Origin of the sequence: Gordonia malaquae NBRC 108250, assembly GCF_000344135.1 — a bacterium.
In the GTDB taxonomy this organism is placed as follows: Bacteria; Actinomycetota; Actinomycetes; order Mycobacteriales; family Mycobacteriaceae; genus Gordonia; species Gordonia malaquae.
This window is the reverse complement of the sequence record NZ_BAOP01000003.1, coordinates 175,950-194,675: the sequence shown is the minus strand read 5'-3', so window position 1 is coordinate 194,675 and position 18,726 is coordinate 175,950. Positions and strand designations below refer to the sequence as shown.

Genomic DNA, 18,726 nt, shown 5'->3' with positions numbered 1-18,726 from the left:
GACGAGGCGCAGCCGAGGAGGCGAGTCGAAATCGCCGCCACCCGGGCTGGGGCCCCACACCTACTCGTCGAACATCGTGATCGACGGCAGCGGAGCGTCGTCCGGGACGGCACCGCGCTGGCCACGCTGTGAAAGCATGTGCAGCTGATCGAAGTCACCGCGGGCAAGCGCGACTCGTTTGGACCTTCCCCACCCTTGGACCTGCTTCTCGCGCGCGAACGCCTCGGCGACCGTCGGGAACTCCGCCACGTACACGAGGCGGACGGGGAGACGTCGACTCGTGTACGCGGCACCCTCGCCCGCGCGGTGCTGTCGGAGACGTTCAAACATATTGCGAGTGCTCCCGACATAGAACGATCCGTCAGCGCATTCCAGCATGTACAGATACCCGGCCATTCCGACAGCATCCACCGCCTGCTTGGATCTGACTAGCACGTTATCCACAGGCACGTCCACCGACTCAGCGCACGTCACCAGATTTCGACACGGACTCCGCTCCGCTCCGTCCGGCTCAATCACCAAGCCGCACCGAGGAGTGCCCACCAGGTGGAGGCGGTCACAGGGTCGCGAACCGCTGCAGCACCTGGAACGCCACCGCCACGACGAGAGCGTTGTAGAAGAAGCTCCACACGCTGTGCACGACGACGGCAGACCGCATTCGCCGGGTGCGGACTTCGACGTCGGACGTCGCGAACGTGGTGCCAAGCGTGAACGCGAAGTAGATGAACTCCGGGTATCCCGGCTCACGCGGCGGGACGTCGTCGTCATCGGGACCACGATCCTCGGGGAACGACAGCGCAGGCGCAGCTGATTCGCTGTAGCGGCTCATGTAGATGTGCATGAACGCGACGTGCAGAAGCAGCCAGGACAGCACAATTCCGGTCACTCCGAGCAAAGCCGCCGATCCTGCGCTGTCCGCGTACTTCTCCGCGTACGACTGCCCGAGAAGAGCGACGACGGCGGCGTTCACTCCGGCCAGGCTGGTCGCCAACGGAACGATCCACGACAACCGGCTGAGGAGTCCGGTGCGGGGGTCCGACGTCCCCCGTCGGACCCGGCGCCGAATGACCACGCCGGTGCACAGCAGATACACCGCGGCCGCGATCTCCCACGCGAGCAGTGCGTAGAAATTCGCGGCGAACAGGCTGTACAGCGCCAGGACGACCACGATGAGGTCCGCTGCGGTGGCGACACCTGCCGCCACGTCGTCCCGGTCGATCATCGAACGCCGTCGGCGGTGACGAAGTCGTCCCAGTTGGTCGACAGGTAGTCCAGGAACAACGGTCCGACTGATTCGGCCACGAAATGTGAAGCCGGTTGCGGATGGGTGGCGGCGAAGTCGGGGTCGCCGACCACGCGCCTCGGGAAGTCGTGATGAAGGATGCCCGCGGTGCCTGCGAGCACGAAGTCGACGCCCCGCTCAAGGCATTCGCGGACCTGCGCCGCGGTCAAGATCTTGCCTGCCACCCCGAGGCGGACGTCGCCGCGGGGGAGTTCGGTGAAGAGGTCGAGCAGTGGTCGATCGCCGGGCTCTTCACCGTGCGGCATCTTGAACGCGTCCCACATCGACATGTCGAGATAGTCGATGGCGCCGTCGGCCATCACCTGTGCGGCGAGTTCCCGAGCCTCGTCGAGCACGATCCCGTATCGCTCGGGGGATAGACGCAGACCGAGCTGGAAGTCGGGGCCCGTGGCGGCTCGGATGGCGGCGACCGTCTCGTGAACCACCCGGAAGCGGTTGTCGGCGCTGCCGCCGTATCGGTCGGTGCGCGTGTTGCTTCGTCCGTCGAGGAACTGCGCGATCAGGTATCCGTGAGCACCGTGGATCTCAACACCGTCGAAGCCGGCCTGCTCGGCGCGGCGCGCAGCGGTCGCGAAGTCGTCGACCATCTGCTCGACGCCCTCGGTGGTGAGTGCGGTGGCACCGTACTTCGCGTCGTCCCACGGAGCGACGAGATCGTCGGACAGGGCACGGTCACCGCGACGACCGCCATGCTGGAGCTGAAGCGACGACACCGAACCCGCCGCGCGGAGACCGTCGGCGAGGCGTGTCAGCCCTGCGAGGTGCGTGTCGTCAGAGACGCCCAGTTGGCCCGGAAACGAATGGCCTGCGCTGCTGACAAACGCCGCGCACGTCATGACCAGACCGAAGCCTCCTTCGGCACGCCGAGTGAGCCAGGTGTGTTCGTCGTCGCTCAAAACGCCGTCGGACCCGCTTTGCAGGTTGGTCAGCGGGGCGAGTGCGACTCGGTTTCGCCATGTCGGGCCATGGCTGAACGTGATCGGTGCGGACGAGGCTGACATCGGACTCCTTCACGGGGGATCTACGCCGAGGTTATCGGCCTGTCGCGGTGCAGGCGTGCCGGGCATGGCGAATATCGACATCGCTAGAATGAATAGCGAAGCGGGAGACGGACAATCACTCCGCCGAGCGCCCCGAATCGCCGGGTCATACCGGCCGATCGAAAGAAAACCGTCCCACCAGACGACCCGAACTGCTGTACACAGCAAGCAGTGCAGGTCAGTGGCCGATCGCTGTGTGTGCTGCCTCGCAATTCCCGGGACCGCGCGCACTGGGTCACGTTCGGCGGGACAATGTCAGCGATAGCAACGAGTTCCACAAGAACGACGACGATCAGAAGAGGCTGCAACCATGACCTCCCAGAAGCAGACGATCATCTATACGCTCACCGACGAGGCGCCTCGCCTCGCCACCGCAGCGTTCCTGCCGATCATCCGCACCTTCGCCGAGCCCGCCGGGATCGACGTCCAGACGAGCGACATCTCGGTGGCCGCCCGCATTCTCGCGGCGTTCCCCGAGCGGCTGACCGAGGACCAGCGAGTCCCCGACAACCTCGCCGAACTGGGTCGACTGACCCAGGACCCGGACACCAACATCATCAAGCTCCCCAACATCAGCGCGTCGGTCCCGCAGCTCAACGCCGCGATCGCCGAGCTGCGTGAGCACGGCTACGATCTGCCCGACTACCCGCAGGATCCCAAGACTCCCGAAGAGGTCGAGATCCGCGACCGGTACTCGGCGTGTCTGGGCAGCGCCGTGAACCCGGTGCTGCGCGAAGGCAACTCGGACCGCCGCGCGCCGAAGGCCGTCAAGGAATACGCTCGCAAGAACCCGCACAGCATGGGCAAGTGGTCGATGGCATCGCAGTCGCACGTCGCACACATGCACCACGGCGATTTCTACGCCGGCGAGAAGTCGATGATCATGGATCACGCATGCGAAGCCCGCATGGAGGTCGTGACCCCCGACGGCGAGACGCACTTGATGAAGACGGTTCCGCTCGACAAGGGCGACGTCATCGACAGCATGTTCATGAGCAAGAAGGCGCTCCTGGAGTTCTACGAGGAGCAGCTCAACGACGCCAAGGAGACCGGCGTCATGTTCTCGCTCCACGTCAAGGCGACGATGATGAAGGTCTCGCACCCGATCGTCTTCGGCCACTGCGTCAAGGTGTTCTACAAGGACGCCTTCGCCAAGCACGGCGACCTCTTCGACGAACTGGGCGTGAACGTCAACAACGGCATGGTCGATCTGTACGACAAGATCGAGAGCCTCCCGGCGTCGAAGCGCGAAGAGATCGTCGAGGATCTGCACCGCTGCCACGAGCACCGTCCCGAGCTGGCGATGGTCGACTCGGCACGCGGCATCTCGAACTTCCACTCGCCCAGCGACGTCATCGTCGACGCGTCGATGCCCGCGATGATCCGCATCGGCGGCAAGATGTACGGCGCCGACGGCCGCAAGAAGGACACGAAGGCAGTGATGCCCGAGTCGACCTTCGCCCGGATCTACCAGGAGATCATCAACTTCTGCAAGACCAACGGCGCGTTCGACCCCACCACCATGGGCACCGTGCCGAACGTCGGCCTGATGGCGCAGAAGGCCGAGGAATACGGCTCGCACGACAAGACCTTCGAGATTCCGGAGGGTGGCGTCGCCAACATCGTCGACGCGTCGACCGGTGAGGTTCTGCTGTCGCAGAACGTGGAGCAGGGCGACATCTGGCGCATGTGCATCGTCAAGGACGCGCCGATCCAGGATTGGGTGAAGCTCGCCGTCGACCGTTCGCGTGCATCGGGAATGCCGGCAGTGTTCTGGCTCGACCCGTACCGCCCGCACGAGAACAACCTGATCACGCTGGTCAAGAAGTACCTGGCCGATCATGACACCGAGGGTCTGGACATCCAGATCATGTCGCAGGTCCGCGCGATGCGTTACACCCTCGAGCGTGCGATGCGCGGTCTGGACACCATCTCGGTGACCGGCAACATCCTCCGCGACTACCTCACGGACCTGTTCCCGATCCTCGAGCTCGGCACCAGCGCCAAGATGCTGTCGATCGTCCCGCTGATGGCGGGCGGCGGCCTCTACGAGACCGGTGCGGGCGGCTCGGCGCCGAAGCACGTCAAGCAGCTCGTCGAAGAGAACCACCTTCGCTGGGACTCGCTCGGTGAGTTCCTCGCCCTCGCGGCGAGCCTCGACGACCTCGGTCGCAAGAACGACAACCCGAAGGCCGCGATCCTCGGCACCACGCTCGACGCCGCGACCAGCAAGCTGCTCGACAACCGGAAGTCGCCGTCGCGGACGACAGGCGAGCTCGACAACCGGGGCAGCCAGTTCTACCTCGCGCTGTACTGGGCCCAGGAACTGGCCGCTCAGACCGAGGACGCCGAGTTGGCGGCCACGTTCGCAGGGCTCGCCGAGACGCTCGCGGCTCAGGAGGCCACGATTGTCGCCGAGCTCGGCGAAGTGCAGGGCAACGCCGTCGAACTCGGCGGCTACTACCAGGCCGATCTCGAGAAGCTGGACGCCGCGATGCGTCCGAGTGCGACGCTCAACGCCGCCCTCGCCGCAGCTCAAGGCTGATCGACGGCGAAGTGACATCAGCGGGTCCACCCTTCACAGGGTGGGCCCGCTGTTTCTGTTCGGTGCCTACGCGACCTCGTCGATGACGAGCGCGGTCCGTTTCGGGATCGCGATTGCGGTCACGAAGGCGAGAAGGCACACGCCGACGCAGATGACCGTGGTGGTGGTGTAGGCGGCCACGGTGGGGACGTGGTGCCCGGCGACGGCCACCGTGGACGCCGTCAGGACCATGCCGACGACCGCGGTGGCGGCAGCTGTGCCGACCGAACGCATGAGGGCGTTGACGCCGTTGGCCTCACCGGTCTGACTGACCGGCACCACCTGCATGATGAGAGCGGGCATCGCCGAGTAGGCGATGCCGAGACCGGCGCCGACGAGGCTGCTCGAGCCGATGATCCACCACCAGGCGATGGCCCACGGACCGAGGAGCATCACCAGGAACACGATGTACCCTGCGCCGATCACGAGTCCACCCGTCGCGAGCGACACCCGGGCGCCCCGTCGACGTGTGAGCCAGGCACTCACATACGAGAAACCGAACATCACGAGTCCGGTCGGCATCAGGATGAGACTCGCCAGCACCATGCTCATGCCAAGGCCCGCCGGTGCTCCTTCCGGCGCCATGAGGATCTGGATCGGCGCCATCTGCATTGCGTAGAACGCGAAGCCGGTCGCGACGGATGCGATGTTGGTGAGCAGAATCGGTCTACTGGTGAGAGTGTCGAGATCGATCAGGGGATTGGCGACCCGGCGCTCATATCTCCACCAGAGCACAGCTGCGACAGCGAACGCGACGAACCCGGTCACGGTGATCGGGCTCGTCCAACCCCACGCGGCTCCCTTGGACACCGGGAGCAGGATGAAGGTCAGTGCGGCGGCGAGGCCGAGTGCGCCGACGGCGTCGAAGCGGCCGCCTGCGATCGACGGACTCTCCGGAACGTAGACGAGGATCGCGAGCGCACAGGCCAGGGCCGTCGCCGCACTGATCCAGAAGAGTGCGTGCCAGCTGATGTGCTGAGCGATGATCGCGGAGAACGGCAGACCCAACGCGCCTCCGACTCCCAGGGATGCGCTCATCGTGCCGACGGACGACGCGAGACGCGCGGGAGGGACGATGTCGCGCATGATGCTGATGCCGACCGCGATGGTGCCGATTCCGATGCCCTGCAGACCGCGGCCGATCAGGAACGGAATGAGGCTCGTCGACACCGCGCAGACCACGGAGCCGAGGGTCACGGCGAGCATGTTGCCGACGAGGACGCGCCGCTTGCCGAACATGTCGCCGAGACGACCTGCGATCGGGGTTCCGACCGCCCCGACCAGCAGGGTGATCGTCAGCGCCCACGACGAATTGTTGTCCGAGGTGTGGATCAGCGCGGGGAGGCTCGGGATCAGCGGGACGATGATCGTCTGCATCAGTGCGACCACGATGCCCGCTGCGCAGAGGACGACAACCGCGAGCCGCGGATGTGGCTGCGTCATAGGAGACCGTCGATCCATCGGTACATGTCGTCCCACGCGGCGGACGCCATCGCCGTCGGAGCTCCGGTGAAGGCATGGGGCGCGTCGGGATACACGTTCAGGGTCACGTCCGATCGAGCGGCCGTCAGGCGTGCCGCCAGCACCAGGCTGTGCTCGAGCACGACGTCGTCGGCGCCGACGGTCAGCAGAGCGGGCGGGAGTCCACGGAGATCGGCGAACACGGGGGAGATGTCGGGGTGGCTCCGGTCGTCGACGTGTCCGACGTACGCCTCGATGAAGTACTCGTCGTCGATCGCGCGACCCATCGGTGTTCGGCCGCTGATGTCGTAGGTGCCGAAGGTCAGGACGGCGCCGCGATACTCGCCGGACAGATCGTGGTTTCGGAGACGCAACAGTGTGGTGAGTGCCAGCGTCGCTCCTGCCGACGCGCCGCCGATGATCAAGCGGTCCGTTCCGAACTCTGCTCCCGCATGGTCGATCAGCCACCGTGCGACCGTCTCGCAGTCGTCGCCTGCCGCGGGCCATGGATGCTCTGGCGCGAGTCGGTAATCGGGCGCGACGACGGTGACGTCGAGCGATTCGGCGAGGTCCCGGTGACGTGGATCGTTGCGCACGGCCGAGCCGAGGTAGAAGCCGCCTCCGTGGAGCGCGAGGTAGACCCCGCGGCTCAGACCTGACGACGGTTCCAGGATTCGGACCGGAACACCGTCGATGGTCGAGGTGCGGGCCGCCGGGTCCGCCACGGATGGCCGTGCGGCGATCTGAGCACGCATGGCGCGGAGTCCGTCGAGGTCGGCCGGACCGCGGGCTCCGTTCGTGGTCGCGTGGTGGGCGCGCGATTCCGCGGCGAACGCGTCCAATCGCGGGTCGGCGAGATCGGCCAGACGCAGCCGCATCACAGACCGTGCCGGTCGAGGAACTCTTCGATGGACGCCGCGAACACCTGATTGTCGTCGCCGGCCACCATGTGGCCCGCCGCGGCGACATCGGCCACATCGGCGTGGGGGATCAGCTGTTTCATCGACGCGATACCCGCGTCGCTCACGACGTCGGACTTGCCGCCCCGCACGATGAGCGTCGGGACATCGACCCTCGTGGCGGCTGCCCGGAGGCGGGTGGGGTCGGTGACGGTCCGGGCTTCATCCCCGTCACCGAGGATGAACGCGGGGTCCCAATGCCAGTACCAGCGTCCGTCGTCACGCTGCCGGACGTTCTTGCGCAGACCGTCGAGATTCCGCGTGCGAGCCCGGCCGGGGGTGTACGCGGCGATCGCGTCGGCGACGTCGTCCAAGGTGTCGAAGCCGTCGATGTGACCGCTCATGAACGCCTTGATGCGGTCGATGCCTGCGGGTTCCACGTCGACCACGACATCGACCATGACAAGCGCCGACACTGATCCGGGCTGTTCACCCGTCACGCAGAGGCTGGTGATGCCTCCGAGCGATGCCCCGATCAACACGGGAGGCGCGTCGAGGGTCAGCAAGACCCCGCGAAGATCGGTGACGAATCCGCCGATGCCGTAACCGTCGTGCGCCCACGAACTGTCACCGTGACCGCGCAGATCGAACGTGTAGACGTCCCGGCCGCGGACGGCGAGGGCGTCGGCGCTGCGATCCCACGAGTGGCGGGTCTGGCCGCCGCCGTGGAGCAGGACGATGGGTGAGCCCGTTGTCGACGCGGTGCGGCGGCGGTCTCCGACGAGGTGCATTCCGTCGACGTCGACGGTGATGGTCTCGATGTTGATATCGGTCACGTGAGGCTCCTTACAGGCGACTATACGAACGTATAGGAGAAGGTGTTTCGAGTCGAAACTGGGCCGACTATGCCCGTTGTAGTCCGATTGAATGAATATTCTTCGAACTGTTATGAGTCAGAACGGCTCCCAACCAGCAAACCTTGGCTAGTCTCGTCAAGCGGAGTCGGTGGGATCGAAGAACATCCACCGGCCTCGACCGGAGATCGACTCGACGAAGATCGAAAGGACATCATGCGAGACATCATGCGACGGACGGCGGGGGTCGCCGCAGCGTTGGCGCTCACCGCGGCAGTGGTGGCGGGTTGCAGTGACGACAAGTCGGACGACGGAGCCGACTCGTCGACTGCGGTCGCTTCGACAAGCGCCGACGGGTCGACGAGCTCGAGTGATTCGACAGGCGCCGACAAGGCGAAGGACGTGGAGCTGACCGCCGCCGACGGCACCAAGGTCACGCTGACCGGACCGATCGCCGCGAAGTACTCGGCCGCGACGGACAAGCAGCGCACCGACCTCGGCAAGCCGAAGGCCGGTGACGACGACTACGCGGGCACGAGCGACAGCGGTGTCGTGTTCCAGCAGTTCGACGGCGGCGTCATCACAGCGAAGAACGCGGATGCCGGCACGCCCGCATTCATCACGTGGGGCAAGATCCGCGACGCCTGGAACGTCGAACGCGACGCGTCGGGCAAGCCGTCCGACGACGGAGAGTCCGGTTCCGATGGACCTCTTGGCGCCGCGACGAGCGACGAGACCGAGGAGGGCACCGTCAAGAAGTCGACCTTCGAGAACGGCACCATCACCTGGGACTCGAAGACCAACAAGGTCGAGGTCACGGTCAAGGGCGCCGTCGTTCCCGCAAAGTAGGACCTTCTGCAGGTCCCGACACGAGGCAGCCGAGCTCGAGCAACTGCTCGAGCTCGGCTGCCGTCGTCGGTCAGACGGACGCTTCGATCTCGGCCGCCAGTGAGATGAGGCGGGGTTCGCCGTTGCGGGGTCCGACGATCTGCACGGACACCGGAAGTCCGTCGGTTCCAAGTCCTGCAGGCACGGTGGCTGCGGGATGGCCGGTCACGTTCCACACAGCCGTGTACGCGATCGACGGGCGTGACGAGATCAATGCACGAACGGGCCCCGCGCCACTCAGCACACCGGCAGGCCGCGGCCGATCGGCGACAGTCGGGGTGAGAAGCACATCGACGTCGTCGAACATCCGGTCCGCCTGGCCCGCGATTCTCTCTCCGCGCCGGATCGCGCTCTCCCGCACCGCCGTGGTGACCCAGGACCCGAGCCGGTAGACCGACCGAGTCCGCTGTTCGAGAGCGCTGTAGTCCTCGACGGCCTGTGCCTCGCTCCGGATGCCTGCGAAGAACTGAGGGACAAACGCCGCCGTCGGGTCGGAGTGTTTCGGGTGATACTCGACCACTGTGTGGCCTGCCGATCGAAGCAGTTCGCTGATGCGGTGGACCGCCGCCACGTTGTCGGGATGCGGGTGCAACCCAGGAGTGCCGGACGCGATCGACCATCCGATGCGCAGCCGCGGGCCCCTCTCCAGAGAGCCGACGAGTGAACCGATCGGTTCGGTCGTGAACAGATCGGTGGGCGTCGATCCGGAGATCACGTCGTAGATCAGCGCAGAGTCGCGCACCGTCCTGGTCAGCGGTCCGATCGTGCCCAGGGCCCACCACAGGTGCGGGTACGGCGCGGGGCTCACCCGCCCGCGCTGCGGCTTCAGCCCGAACAGGCCGCACCGGTCGGACGGGATGCGAATGGAGCCGCCTCCGTCGCCGCCGATGCCCGCCGGCACCATGCCGGACGCCACCGCGGCGGCGGTGCCGCCACTCGACCCGCCCGGTGTGCGTGAAGGGTCGACCGGATTGCGAGTGATCCCGCCCGAAGCGGATTCGGTGAACGGCCATGCCCCGAACTCAGGCATCCGGGTCTTGCCGATGATGATCGCGCCCGCCTTCCGCAGCAATGCCACGATGTGCGAATCGGCAGATGCCGGGGTCCTGTTGGCCGATGTGCCGAAAGTCGTGACACAGCCGGCGACGTCGTTCTCCTCCTTGATCGCGATCGGCACGCCATGCAACGGTCCGTGCTCACTGTCAGGGAGTGCGTCGAGTGTCCGCGCAGCGGCGAGTGCTTCGTCGGCGAGAACCACGGCGAATGCGTTGAGCGAATCATCGAGGTCGTCGATCCGCTGCAGCGACGCGCGGATGCCGTCCACCGTCGTCGCCGATCCCGACGTGATTCGCTCGCGCCAGTCGTGGGCGTCGAGCTCGTGCCAGGGGCGGTCAGACGTCATGCGGGCCATGCTAACCGGGTTGTCACCGGAGGGTCGACGGGTCGGTGTTCGCGCCGCACACGATCACCGCCACGGTCTCGGACCGTGCGGGAACGTACGCGCCGCCGCGCAACGCGGCGAGTGCTGCCGCAGCACCGTACTCCGCCGGGATCCGGTACTCGTCCCACAGCGCTCGACGAGTATCGACGATGTCGTCGTCGGTCACGAGCACGCTGATCGGGTCGGTGGCTTGAGCAACCTGAAATCCGACGTCGCCGATCCGGCGGGCGCCGAGCGAGTCGGCCGCCACGCCCGACACCGAGACGTCCACGGGATGCCCGGAGTCGAGAGCGTCGTGCAGGGTCGGAATCAGTTCTGGTTCGACGGCGACCACTCGTACGCCGTGATCGTGAACGGCAGCGGCGATGCCCGCGAACAGGCCTCCGCCGCCCACGGCGACGACGATAGTGTCGACGTCTGGCACGTCGTCGACGATCTCGAGACCGATCACGCCCGCGCCTGCGGCGATGTCGGGCTGGTCGTATGCGTGGGAGAACAGCGCACCGGTCTCGGCGACATGACTCTGGGACGCGGCGTAGGCCTCGGAGTACTCGGTGCCGACCTGCCGCACGTCCGCGCCGAACGCCCGGAGCCGATCCACCTTCACCCGGGGTGCGGTCTCGGGGACGAACACAGTGGCGGGCACGCCCAGCACCGAGGCCGCGTACGCATTGGCGAGGCCCGCGTTTCCGCCTGACGCCGCGACGATTCCGGTCGCGGCGTCGAGGAGTCCGTTCTCCCGGGCGCGCAGTTGACGATTGAAGGCGCCCCTGGTTTTGAACACTCCGCAGCGCTGCAGGAACTCGGCCTTGAACCAGATGTCGGCGCCGGACTCGTGGGCGTCCGCGCGTAGAATGGGTGTGCGTCTCACATAGTCGCCGGTTCGACGGCGGGCGGCGCGGACATCGTCTGCAGTGATCACGGTCCCGACATTAGTGTCCACGATCGGAGGCCGTCGTATCCGCGGACGTCCTGGGGATCCTGTTCGACCAATCGGTGTCGATCGACGAGCGCAGCCGCGGTCTTCTCGTCGACTCGGACCTCGTTCGGTCGACTCAATGAGGTGAGTCGACTGGCGATGTTGACCGTCGGACCGAACACGTCGCCGACCCTTCGTAAGACGGTGCCCGTCGCCAGCCCCGCGCGGACCGGCGGCCTGTCGGCGGGCCACAGGGCGAGCAGTTCTGCTGCGATCGCGACTCCGGCGGTCGGTTCGGCCGTGGTGAAGAGGACTGCGTCGCCGATCAGTTTCACCACGCGACCGTCGTGTGCGCCGACCGCGTCCGTCGCCACGGACTCGAACAGCTCGAGGAGTCCGGCGAGGTCCGACTCCGTGGCGTGCCTCGACAATGATGTGTAACCAGAGATGTCGGCGAATCCGACCGTCACATCGACGTCGGCGGTCCCCGACCGCTCGTAGCGGGCGACCGTCCGCGCCACATAGGCGGCCAACTGTCGGCGCCAGACGTACGAGTGCATGCTCTCGATAAGCGGGACGAGGTCGTCGGCGAGAAGCCGGACGAGCGCGTCCTTTCCATCGGGATCGTCGTTCACCGCCGACAGTGCCACGCGAAACAGCTCGTTCCCCTCGCTTTCGGCGAGCTGAGAGAACACCTGACCGGTCTGCCGAGCGAGAGCGGTCATGGTCGCGGGGCTGACCACTCCGAGATCGAGTGCGTGTTTCACACGTTTCATCGCGGCGAGATCGTTGTCGGTCAGGGTGATCGCGTCGTCGTCGGTGATGGGGAACCCCATCGATCGCCAGAGTCGGCGACTGTAGTCGGCGTCGATTCCGGTGCGCTCGGCGAGATCGTTCGGACTGAGCGTTCGGTCCCCGCCGAGCAGGATCGACTCGATGGCTTCGGCGAGGGCGCGGGTGTCGGCGTCGTCGTGATCGGTGTCCACGATCGAAACGGTATGTCGATAAATGGTCCCGGTGTGCGGATTTCGAGCCGATCCGCCCGTGAATGTTGACACTGCTCACTTATCGTTCCTAGGACATTCCACAGCAGGACGGCCGCGTCGCAGTCGTCACCGGCGGCAACGGGGGCCTCGGGCTCGCAACGGCGACCGCCCTGGCGAGCAAAGGGGCACATGTCGTCATCGGCGCTCGAAACATCGACAAGGCGAACGGCGCCACGACGGCGATTCTCGCGCAGACCCCGAGCGCATCGATCGAGATCGTGCCGCTCGACCTCTCATCGCAGGAATCCGTGCGGGCTGCGGCAGCCCGCGTCCTCGACCAGCATGATCGCATCGACCTGCTGATCAACAACCCGGGCGTCATGGCGACGCCCGAGGGCCGAACCGTCGATGGTTTCGAGACGCAGCTCGGAACCAATCACCTCGGCCACTGGACCTGGACAGCCGACCTCCTGCCCGCGGTGCTTGCCGCCGACTCCGGTCGCGTGGTGACCGTGACCAGCGTCGCGCGCCACCAAGGCCGAAATCTCGACCCAGCCGATCCGTTCCTCGCCGGCACGTACAACGCGTGGCGCGCGTACGGGAACTCCAAACTCGCCAATCTGCACTTCGCGATCGGCCTCAACAGGCTGTTCGTCGAGGCGGGCGCTCGCGCGAAGGCGCTGTCGGGCCATCCCGGTTGGACCGATTCCGACTTGCAGACGACAACTCATCAGGCAGGTGGAGGCGGCGTCTTCGGCGCACTCGGCGGCTACACGGCGCGGTTCTTCGGGATGTCGGTCCCACGCGGGGCCCTCAGCCAACTTCGCGCGGCGACTGATCCCGCGGCGGTCGGCGGGACGCTCTACGGTCCGACCTTTGCCGGCTTCGGGTCACCCGTCCGACGCCCGATGATCCGTCCGGGCACCGACGAAGGGATCCGGCGGCTGTGGGCGGTGTCGGAGGAACTGACGGGCGTGCCGATGGCCGTCGCCCACGCGCGATGACCTCGCCGATTGTTCTCATCGCCCCGGCGATGGCGATCGGGTCCGGCTTCTACAGACCAGTGACAGAGGCGTTCGCGACCCACGGATGGGATGCGCGCGCACTCGGCCGTCGAGGGTTCGAGCGTGATCAGCCGCGGGCCGGACGTGCAGCGGACTGGAGTTATGACGACGAGATAGGCGACATCGAGGCAGCCGTTGCGGTGGTCCGAAGGGAGAACCCCGACCGCCCGGTCATCCTGCTCGGCCACAGTCTCGGCGCACAATTGGCGGCGGGCCACGAGCTGACCCGGACTCCCGTGGAGGGCGTGGTGACCGTCGGCGGCGCCTATCCGTTCTACCGGCACTTCCCGCACGGCGGTCTGCTGATCGCGTTCATGGCCGGCGTGATCGTCCCGGTCGCCACTGCATTGTTCGGGCACCTCCCGAAGCCCGCCTTCGGGGGACCCGGCGCGCGGACGCTGATGCGTGAATGGTCACGGATGGTCCTCACCGGCACACCTCCGTTCGACGTGCCGAGGCAGATCGACACCCCGGCGCTGGTCATCAGCCTCGACCACGATCGACTGTCGCCGACGACCGCCGTCGACGATCTCGCCGGTCGCCTGTTCACACCGACAGCCGTCACACGATGGCACTACCGCGACCAGGACGTACCCGACGGTGCGTCGAACGATCACATCAACTGGGTCCGCTCACCGCAGCACGTCGTCGACCGCATCGTCGACTGGTGGGCACAACATGAGGAACGCCGATGAACTCGAACACCGTGAAAGACCTCGGAAGCAAACTGATGAACCGCGGTCACCGACTGATCCTGGCGGTCAGCGGCGGCCGACTGCTGTCGACCCCGTTCGGCATGCCGACCGTGGAACTCCACACGGTCGGACGGAAGTCCGGCCTCCCTCGATCATGTTTCCTCACCAGCCCCGTTCACGACGCCGAACGGATCGTCCTGGTGGCATCGAAGGGCGGCGACGATCGCCATCCCGACTGGTATCGGAATCTGCAGGCGACGCCCGACGCCGGGATCGTCATCAACGGCGTGACCCGCCCCGTGACTGCTCGGACCGCCACCCCGGACGAGAAGGCGCGGCTCTGGCCGCAGATCGTGGCCGCGTACGGCGGCTACGCGTCGTACCAGAAGCGCACCTCCCGCGACATCCCGGTGGTCATCTGCGAGACTCGCTGATCGTTTCGTTCGCCGATCCGCGCCAGTGGCGGATCTCGAGTGCGATTCCGATGTTGAGCGCATTCTCGCCGAGTGGGCGGGGGAGGAGTTCGTCCGCTCGCTTGATCCGGCGGAGCAGCGTGTTTCGGTGAGTGAACAACGTCTGGGCAGCGCGCGACGCGTTGCACTCGGCGCGAAGGTACTCCCGCACCGCTGCTCGAACATCCGGATGGCTGTTCTCGAGCGGACCGAGGGTGTGCGAGACGAACCGGTCGGCGCGGTCCGGCGATGCGGTTGCCAGCAGGACGCCTTCCACGTCGTCGAAGGTCGCGACGGCGTGGTCGGTGTCCATCCGGGCCATCATCCGCTGAGTGCTCACGGCGTCGAGGTGCGACGTCCGGAAGCCGTCGATGCCCGTACCTGTCGAGCCGATCGCGACGTGCCGCCGGTTGCCGATGGCCAGAGCTGACTCGACGTCGTGGAGTCGGTCGCGGTTGACGGATGCGAACCACGCCCACACTGCTCCGGGACTCGCCACCACGCGCACGGTCCGAGTGGCACCCAGATGAGCAGCGAGAGTGTCGGCGGTGTGTTCGAGTTCGGACAGCCGAGGCGACGGTGCTGTCGTCCACACGACGATCGCGGTGTGCGGCTGCTCGAATCGATATCCCAGCAACCGTTCGGCCGCAGGCACGTCCACGGCGCCGCCGTCGACGATCAACGACACCGCGTCGAGTCGTGCGGTGTCTCGGCCTCGTACGACGTGTTCACGCTCGACGGCGATCTGCGCGGTCAGCGCCTCGATCGTCGCGTCGACGAACGTTCCGATGAGCTCGGCGGACACGTCGAGCATGTCCCGTAGGTCGTCCGTGTCGGACGTGAGGCCGAACGCGATCTTCATCCATCGACGCCACGCGACGTTCTGGCCCAATCGGTACGCCTCGCCGCTGGCGTCGGTGTGCCCGCGCGCGACCATCAGGCGCGCGGTCTCCTGGATGTTGTCGATGAACGGCGGAACGGGCACACCGGGAGCGTCGACGTTGGCCGTCGCCCAGCGAGTGAGCATGGCGTGGGTGTTGCGGACTGTCAGGGCACGCAGCGCGGGGTCGTCGGCTACCGGTCGCGTGTCGGGCGCCTGGAACGCGGCCTCATCGATCTCGTCGAACCAATCGGGCGGTGCGTCGATCACCGCCTGCGCGGCTCGACGGATCAAGTCTTTCACAGCAGGCGTGCACTCGGAGGAGTCCATTGCCCGAGACTATCCGCTGCAGAGTGCACTCACATGAAGGTGCTCTGGTGCGAATGCACCTACCGATGTGAACGAGGAGTGAAGACCATGAGAAGCACATCACAGCGCGACGCCGCGGGAGGCCCTCATGACCACACGACTGTCCACCGACACCTCGACGACCTCGCAGGCGCCTGTTCGACTTCCTGACGGTCCGCGCTTCAGTCCTCGCGCGCAGATCCGGTTCGTCACCGACCGGCCGCGATCGTTGGCCGAACTCGCCGAGCGTTACGGGCCGACGTTCACCATGCCCCTGCTGAGCTTCGGGCGGACCGTCGTGATCACCGAGCCCACGATGTTCGACGAACTGTTCCACGTCCCGTCCGACGTCGCGGGCGGGATCGAACCGAGTCTCGACGTCATGTTCGGATCCGGGTCGATCTTCGGCAAACAGACCTCCGAACACCGCCGGGACCGGAAACTGCTCACCCCACCACCCCACCGTTCCACGGTCGCAGCCTTCGGGACTTCGAGTCGATCGCGGAGGAGGAGACCCGCAAGGAGATCGCCACCTGGCCGATCGGGAAGCAGTTTCCGACGCACCCGTCGACGATGAGCATCACACTGAACATCATTCTGCGGGCGGTGTTCGGGGCCGAGGGCGCCGAGTTCGATGAACTCCGGGAACTCATGCCCAGGTGGATCAGATTCGGTGCGACGATCTTCGCAATCCGTCCGCTGCAGTGGGATTGGGGTCCGTTGAGCCCGTGGCGCCGTCACCTCGCCATGCGGAAGCATTTCGATGAGATTCTGGAGCGGCTCATCCGCCGGGCTGAATCCGACCCGGAGTTCGACACCAGGACCGACGTCCTGTCGCTCCTGCTCCGAGCCCGGTACGACGACGGATCGGCGATGACACACGAGGAGATCGGTGATGAGCTCGTGACGCTTCTCGCCGCCGGTCACGAGACGACTGCCACGTCGCTCGCGTGGGCGTTCGAACGGTTGAGCCGCAATCCTCACGTTCTGCAGAGGCTCGTCGCTGAGATCGAGGGCGGCGGGTCGTCCTATCTGCAGGCCACCATTCACGAGGTGATGCGCTCGCGCACCGTGATCGACGGGACCGTGCGAACGGTGCGCGCCGATCGAATGGCGCTCGGCGAGTGGGTGATCCCGCACGGTATGAACGTGTACGTTGCGGCGTCTGTCGCGCACAATGATCCGCGAAACTTTCCGCGACCCGACGAGTTCATGCCCGAACGTTTTCTCGGCCGCATGCCCGACACCTATGCGTGGGTGCCCTTCGGCGGCGGAAATCGGCGCTGTATCGGGGCGTCGTTCGCAAACATGGAGATGGCGGTGATCCTGCGAACCGTGTTGAGCGAGTTCCGTGTGCTGCCGACCACCGAACGGGCAGAACGGGTGGTGTTCCGCGGGCTGCCGTTCACACCGGGCCGCGGCGGCCGGGTGACGGTGGTCCGATGAGCCATGTGATCACCCAATCGTGCTGCAACGACGCCGGGTGCGTCGCTGCGTGTCCGGTGAACTGCATTCATCCCACACCCGACGAACCGGCCTTCGCGACCGCCGACATGTTGTACGTCGACCCGGCCACCTGCATCGACTGCGGCGCGTGCGTTCCGGAGTGCCCGGTGGATGCGATCGTTCATACTGACGCTCTCCGCCCGAATCAGCAGGTGTTCGTCGACATCAACGCCGCGTACTACCGCGATCACGATGTGCGGGACGGACTCGTCCCGTTCCGACCCGCGCCGCCGACTCGTGTCCATTCGCCGGCCCGAGTCGCCGTCGTGGGCGCGGGACCTGCGGGGTTGTACGCGGCCGCAGAGCTGCTCACCGAGCCGAACGTGTACGTCGACGTCATCGAGCGATTGCCGACGCCACTGGGCTTGATCCGCGCCGGTGTCGCGCCCGATCACCCGACTACCAAGAAAGTCGGCGACGTTCTCGACTCGACCACGTCGTCACCGCGATTCCGGTACCTGCTCGGGATCGATGTCGGCGTGCACGTGACTCCCGACGACCTCTCGTCGTCGTACGACGCGGTCGTGTTCGCGCACGGCGCGCCGGTGTCGAAGACGGTCGGAGTCCCCGGCGAGGACCGTGCCGGATACATCGGTTCCGGTGACTTCGTCGCCTGGTACAACGGTCATCCCGACGCCGCAGGTCTCGCCGTCGATCTGTCCGCTGACCGCGCGGTGGTGATCGGCAACGGGAACGTCGCGCTCGACGTCGCACGCGTTCTCCTCGCCGACCCCGACGCGCTCGCGACCACCGACATAGCCGATCACGCGCTCGATGCCCTCCGGACGAGCACCGTGCGAGAAGTCGTCATCCTCGGACGACGCGGCCCGGCGCAAGCCGCGTTCACCGTCGGCGAGGTCGCCGCATTGGTCGACCTTCCGGCAGACATCGTCGTCGGCGATCCAGTCGGCGACGAGTCGGACGCCGACAACTCGGCGGTCGCGCTCTTGCGCACCCTCGTCGACACTCGAACACGCAACCACGACCGCCGCCTCGTGTTCCGTTTCGACACGACTCCCCGGGCCGTCCTGGGTGATCGGTCGGTGACCGGCCTCGAAGTGGACCACGACGGATCCGCGGACGTGATCGAGACCGGACTCATCATCGGAGCGGTCGGTTTCCGGGGTGCCCCGCTGGACGGACTCCCATTCGACTCGGGGGCCGGAACAGTTCCCCATCGGGACGGCCGCGTGGTCGACGCAGAATCGGGCGAGACAATCGCCGGGCAGTACGTCGCGGGGTGGATCAAGCGTGGTGCGCGTGGCGAAATCGGCGCCAATCGGCGATGCGCCGAAGAGACGGCGCGATCGGTGATCGACGACTTGGCGACGCGCACCGATCGACGCGTGGGCAACGATGTCGTCGCCCTGGCCGAACGCAATGGCGCGTGTGTCATCGACGCTGAC

At 66.5% G+C, this 18,726-nt stretch carries 17 protein-coding genes and 1 pseudogene; 8 read left to right on the top strand and 10 right to left on the bottom strand.

Annotated elements, in window-relative coordinates:
- Nucleotides 1-60 precede the first annotated feature (60 nt).
- From GM1_RS02895 to GM1_RS02885, 3 genes are all read right to left on the bottom strand, one after another.
- Entirely contained in the window at nt 61-444 is a 384-nt protein-coding gene (locus GM1_RS02895) for a GIY-YIG nuclease family protein (RefSeq protein ID WP_306302642.1), read from the bottom strand.
- A gap of 112 nt (nt 445-556) precedes the next feature.
- Nucleotides 557-1,222: a DUF1345 domain-containing protein gene (locus GM1_RS02890; RefSeq protein ID WP_008376469.1), complete on the bottom strand. Its 666-nt coding sequence runs from the start codon at nt 1,220-1,222 to the stop codon at nt 557-559.
- Complete coding sequence (locus tag GM1_RS02885; protein ID WP_008376467.1) at nt 1,219-2,304, bottom strand: NADH:flavin oxidoreductase; 1,086 nt, start codon at nt 2,302-2,304, stop codon at nt 1,219-1,221. Before GM1_RS02885 ends, GM1_RS02890 begins: the two co-directional genes overlap by 4 nt.
- 349 nt (nt 2,305-2,653) lie before the next feature.
- Between GM1_RS02885 and GM1_RS02880 the strand changes: the two genes are divergently transcribed.
- Entirely contained in the window at nt 2,654-4,888 is a 2,235-nt protein-coding gene (locus tag GM1_RS02880) for an NADP-dependent isocitrate dehydrogenase (RefSeq protein WP_008376466.1), read from the top strand.
- Nucleotides 4,889-4,954: 66 nt separating this feature from the next.
- Here the strand turns inward: GM1_RS02880 and GM1_RS02875 are convergent, their stop codons facing one another.
- Genes GM1_RS02875 through GM1_RS02865 form a run of 3 tightly spaced genes read right to left on the bottom strand, consistent with a single transcriptional unit; the run spans nt 4,955 to nt 8,078 of the window.
- Nucleotides 4,955-6,370, bottom strand: a complete 1,416-nt coding sequence (locus tag GM1_RS02875; protein ID WP_008376464.1) for an MFS transporter — start codon at nt 6,368-6,370, stop codon at nt 4,955-4,957.
- Complete coding sequence (locus tag GM1_RS02870) at nt 6,367-7,266, bottom strand: alpha/beta hydrolase (protein WP_008376462.1); 900 nt, start codon at nt 7,264-7,266, stop codon at nt 6,367-6,369. The genes GM1_RS02875 and GM1_RS02870 overlap by 4 nt, the downstream gene beginning before the upstream one ends.
- Entirely contained in the window at nt 7,266-8,078 is an 813-nt protein-coding gene (locus GM1_RS02865; protein WP_052005293.1) for an alpha/beta fold hydrolase, read from the bottom strand. Before GM1_RS02865 ends, GM1_RS02870 begins: the two co-directional genes overlap by 1 nt.
- 279 nt (nt 8,079-8,357) lie before the next feature.
- Between GM1_RS02865 and GM1_RS02860 the strand changes: the two genes are divergently transcribed.
- Nucleotides 8,358-8,990: an LGFP repeat-containing protein gene (locus tag GM1_RS02860; RefSeq protein ID WP_008376458.1), complete on the top strand. Its 633-nt coding sequence runs from the start codon at nt 8,358-8,360 to the stop codon at nt 8,988-8,990.
- A gap of 70 nt (nt 8,991-9,060) precedes the next feature.
- Here the strand turns inward: GM1_RS02860 and GM1_RS02855 are convergent, their stop codons facing one another.
- Genes GM1_RS02855 through GM1_RS02845 form a run of 3 tightly spaced genes read right to left on the bottom strand, consistent with a single transcriptional unit; the run spans nt 9,061 to nt 12,375 of the window.
- On the bottom strand, nt 9,061-10,431 hold the full coding sequence (locus GM1_RS02855) for an amidase (RefSeq protein ID WP_157435744.1): 1,371 nt from the start codon (nt 10,429-10,431) through the stop codon (nt 9,061-9,063).
- A 22-nt stretch (nt 10,432-10,453) separates the two neighbouring features.
- Entirely contained in the window at nt 10,454-11,392 is a 939-nt protein-coding gene (locus GM1_RS02850) for a threonine/serine dehydratase (RefSeq protein ID WP_040519351.1), read from the bottom strand.
- Entirely contained in the window at nt 11,389-12,375 is a 987-nt protein-coding gene (locus GM1_RS02845; RefSeq protein WP_040519349.1) for an adenylate/guanylate cyclase domain-containing protein, read from the bottom strand. Before GM1_RS02845 ends, GM1_RS02850 begins: the two co-directional genes overlap by 4 nt.
- A gap of 95 nt (nt 12,376-12,470) precedes the next feature.
- Between GM1_RS02845 and GM1_RS02840 the strand changes: the two genes are divergently transcribed.
- From GM1_RS02840 to GM1_RS02830, 3 genes are read left to right on the top strand one after another with little or no spacing between them, the layout of a single operon-like run.
- Complete coding sequence (locus GM1_RS02840; protein WP_040519348.1) at nt 12,471-13,379, top strand: oxidoreductase; 909 nt, start codon at nt 12,471-12,473, stop codon at nt 13,377-13,379.
- Nucleotides 13,376-14,134 carry an alpha/beta fold hydrolase gene (locus GM1_RS02835; RefSeq protein WP_008376451.1) on the top strand — a complete coding sequence of 253 codons (759 nt, stop codon included), beginning with the start codon at nt 13,376-13,378 and terminating at the stop codon, nt 14,132-14,134. The genes GM1_RS02840 and GM1_RS02835 overlap by 4 nt, the downstream gene beginning before the upstream one ends.
- A complete protein-coding gene (locus tag GM1_RS02830) occupies nt 14,131-14,568 on the top strand; it encodes a nitroreductase family deazaflavin-dependent oxidoreductase (protein WP_008376450.1) in 438 nt (145 codons plus the stop codon). Before GM1_RS02835 ends, GM1_RS02830 begins: the two co-directional genes overlap by 4 nt.
- Here the strand turns inward: GM1_RS02830 and GM1_RS02825 are convergent.
- Nucleotides 14,549-15,796, bottom strand: a complete 1,248-nt coding sequence (locus GM1_RS02825) for a PucR family transcriptional regulator (RefSeq protein ID WP_008376449.1) — start codon at nt 15,794-15,796, stop codon at nt 14,549-14,551. The genes GM1_RS02830 and GM1_RS02825 overlap by 20 nt on opposite strands.
- Nucleotides 15,797-15,923: 127 nt before the next feature.
- Here GM1_RS02825 and GM1_RS22875 point away from each other — a divergent pair, with 127 nt between their 5' ends.
- The 3 genes and pseudogenes from GM1_RS22875 to GM1_RS23195 all read left to right on the top strand — a co-directional run.
- Complete coding sequence (locus GM1_RS22875; protein ID WP_223291375.1) at nt 15,924-16,391, top strand: cytochrome P450 family protein; 468 nt, start codon at nt 15,924-15,926, stop codon at nt 16,389-16,391.
- Nucleotides 16,313-17,260, top strand: a complete 948-nt coding sequence (locus GM1_RS02820) for a cytochrome P450 (RefSeq protein WP_223291437.1) — start codon at nt 16,313-16,315, stop codon at nt 17,258-17,260. The genes GM1_RS22875 and GM1_RS02820 overlap by 79 nt, the downstream gene beginning before the upstream one ends.
- Nucleotides 17,257-17,982, top strand: a pseudogene (locus tag GM1_RS23195) (4Fe-4S dicluster domain-containing protein); the annotation flags it as partial. The gene GM1_RS02820 and the pseudogene GM1_RS23195, both read left to right, overlap by 4 nt.
- Between the last annotated feature and the right edge of the window lie 744 nt (nt 17,983-18,726).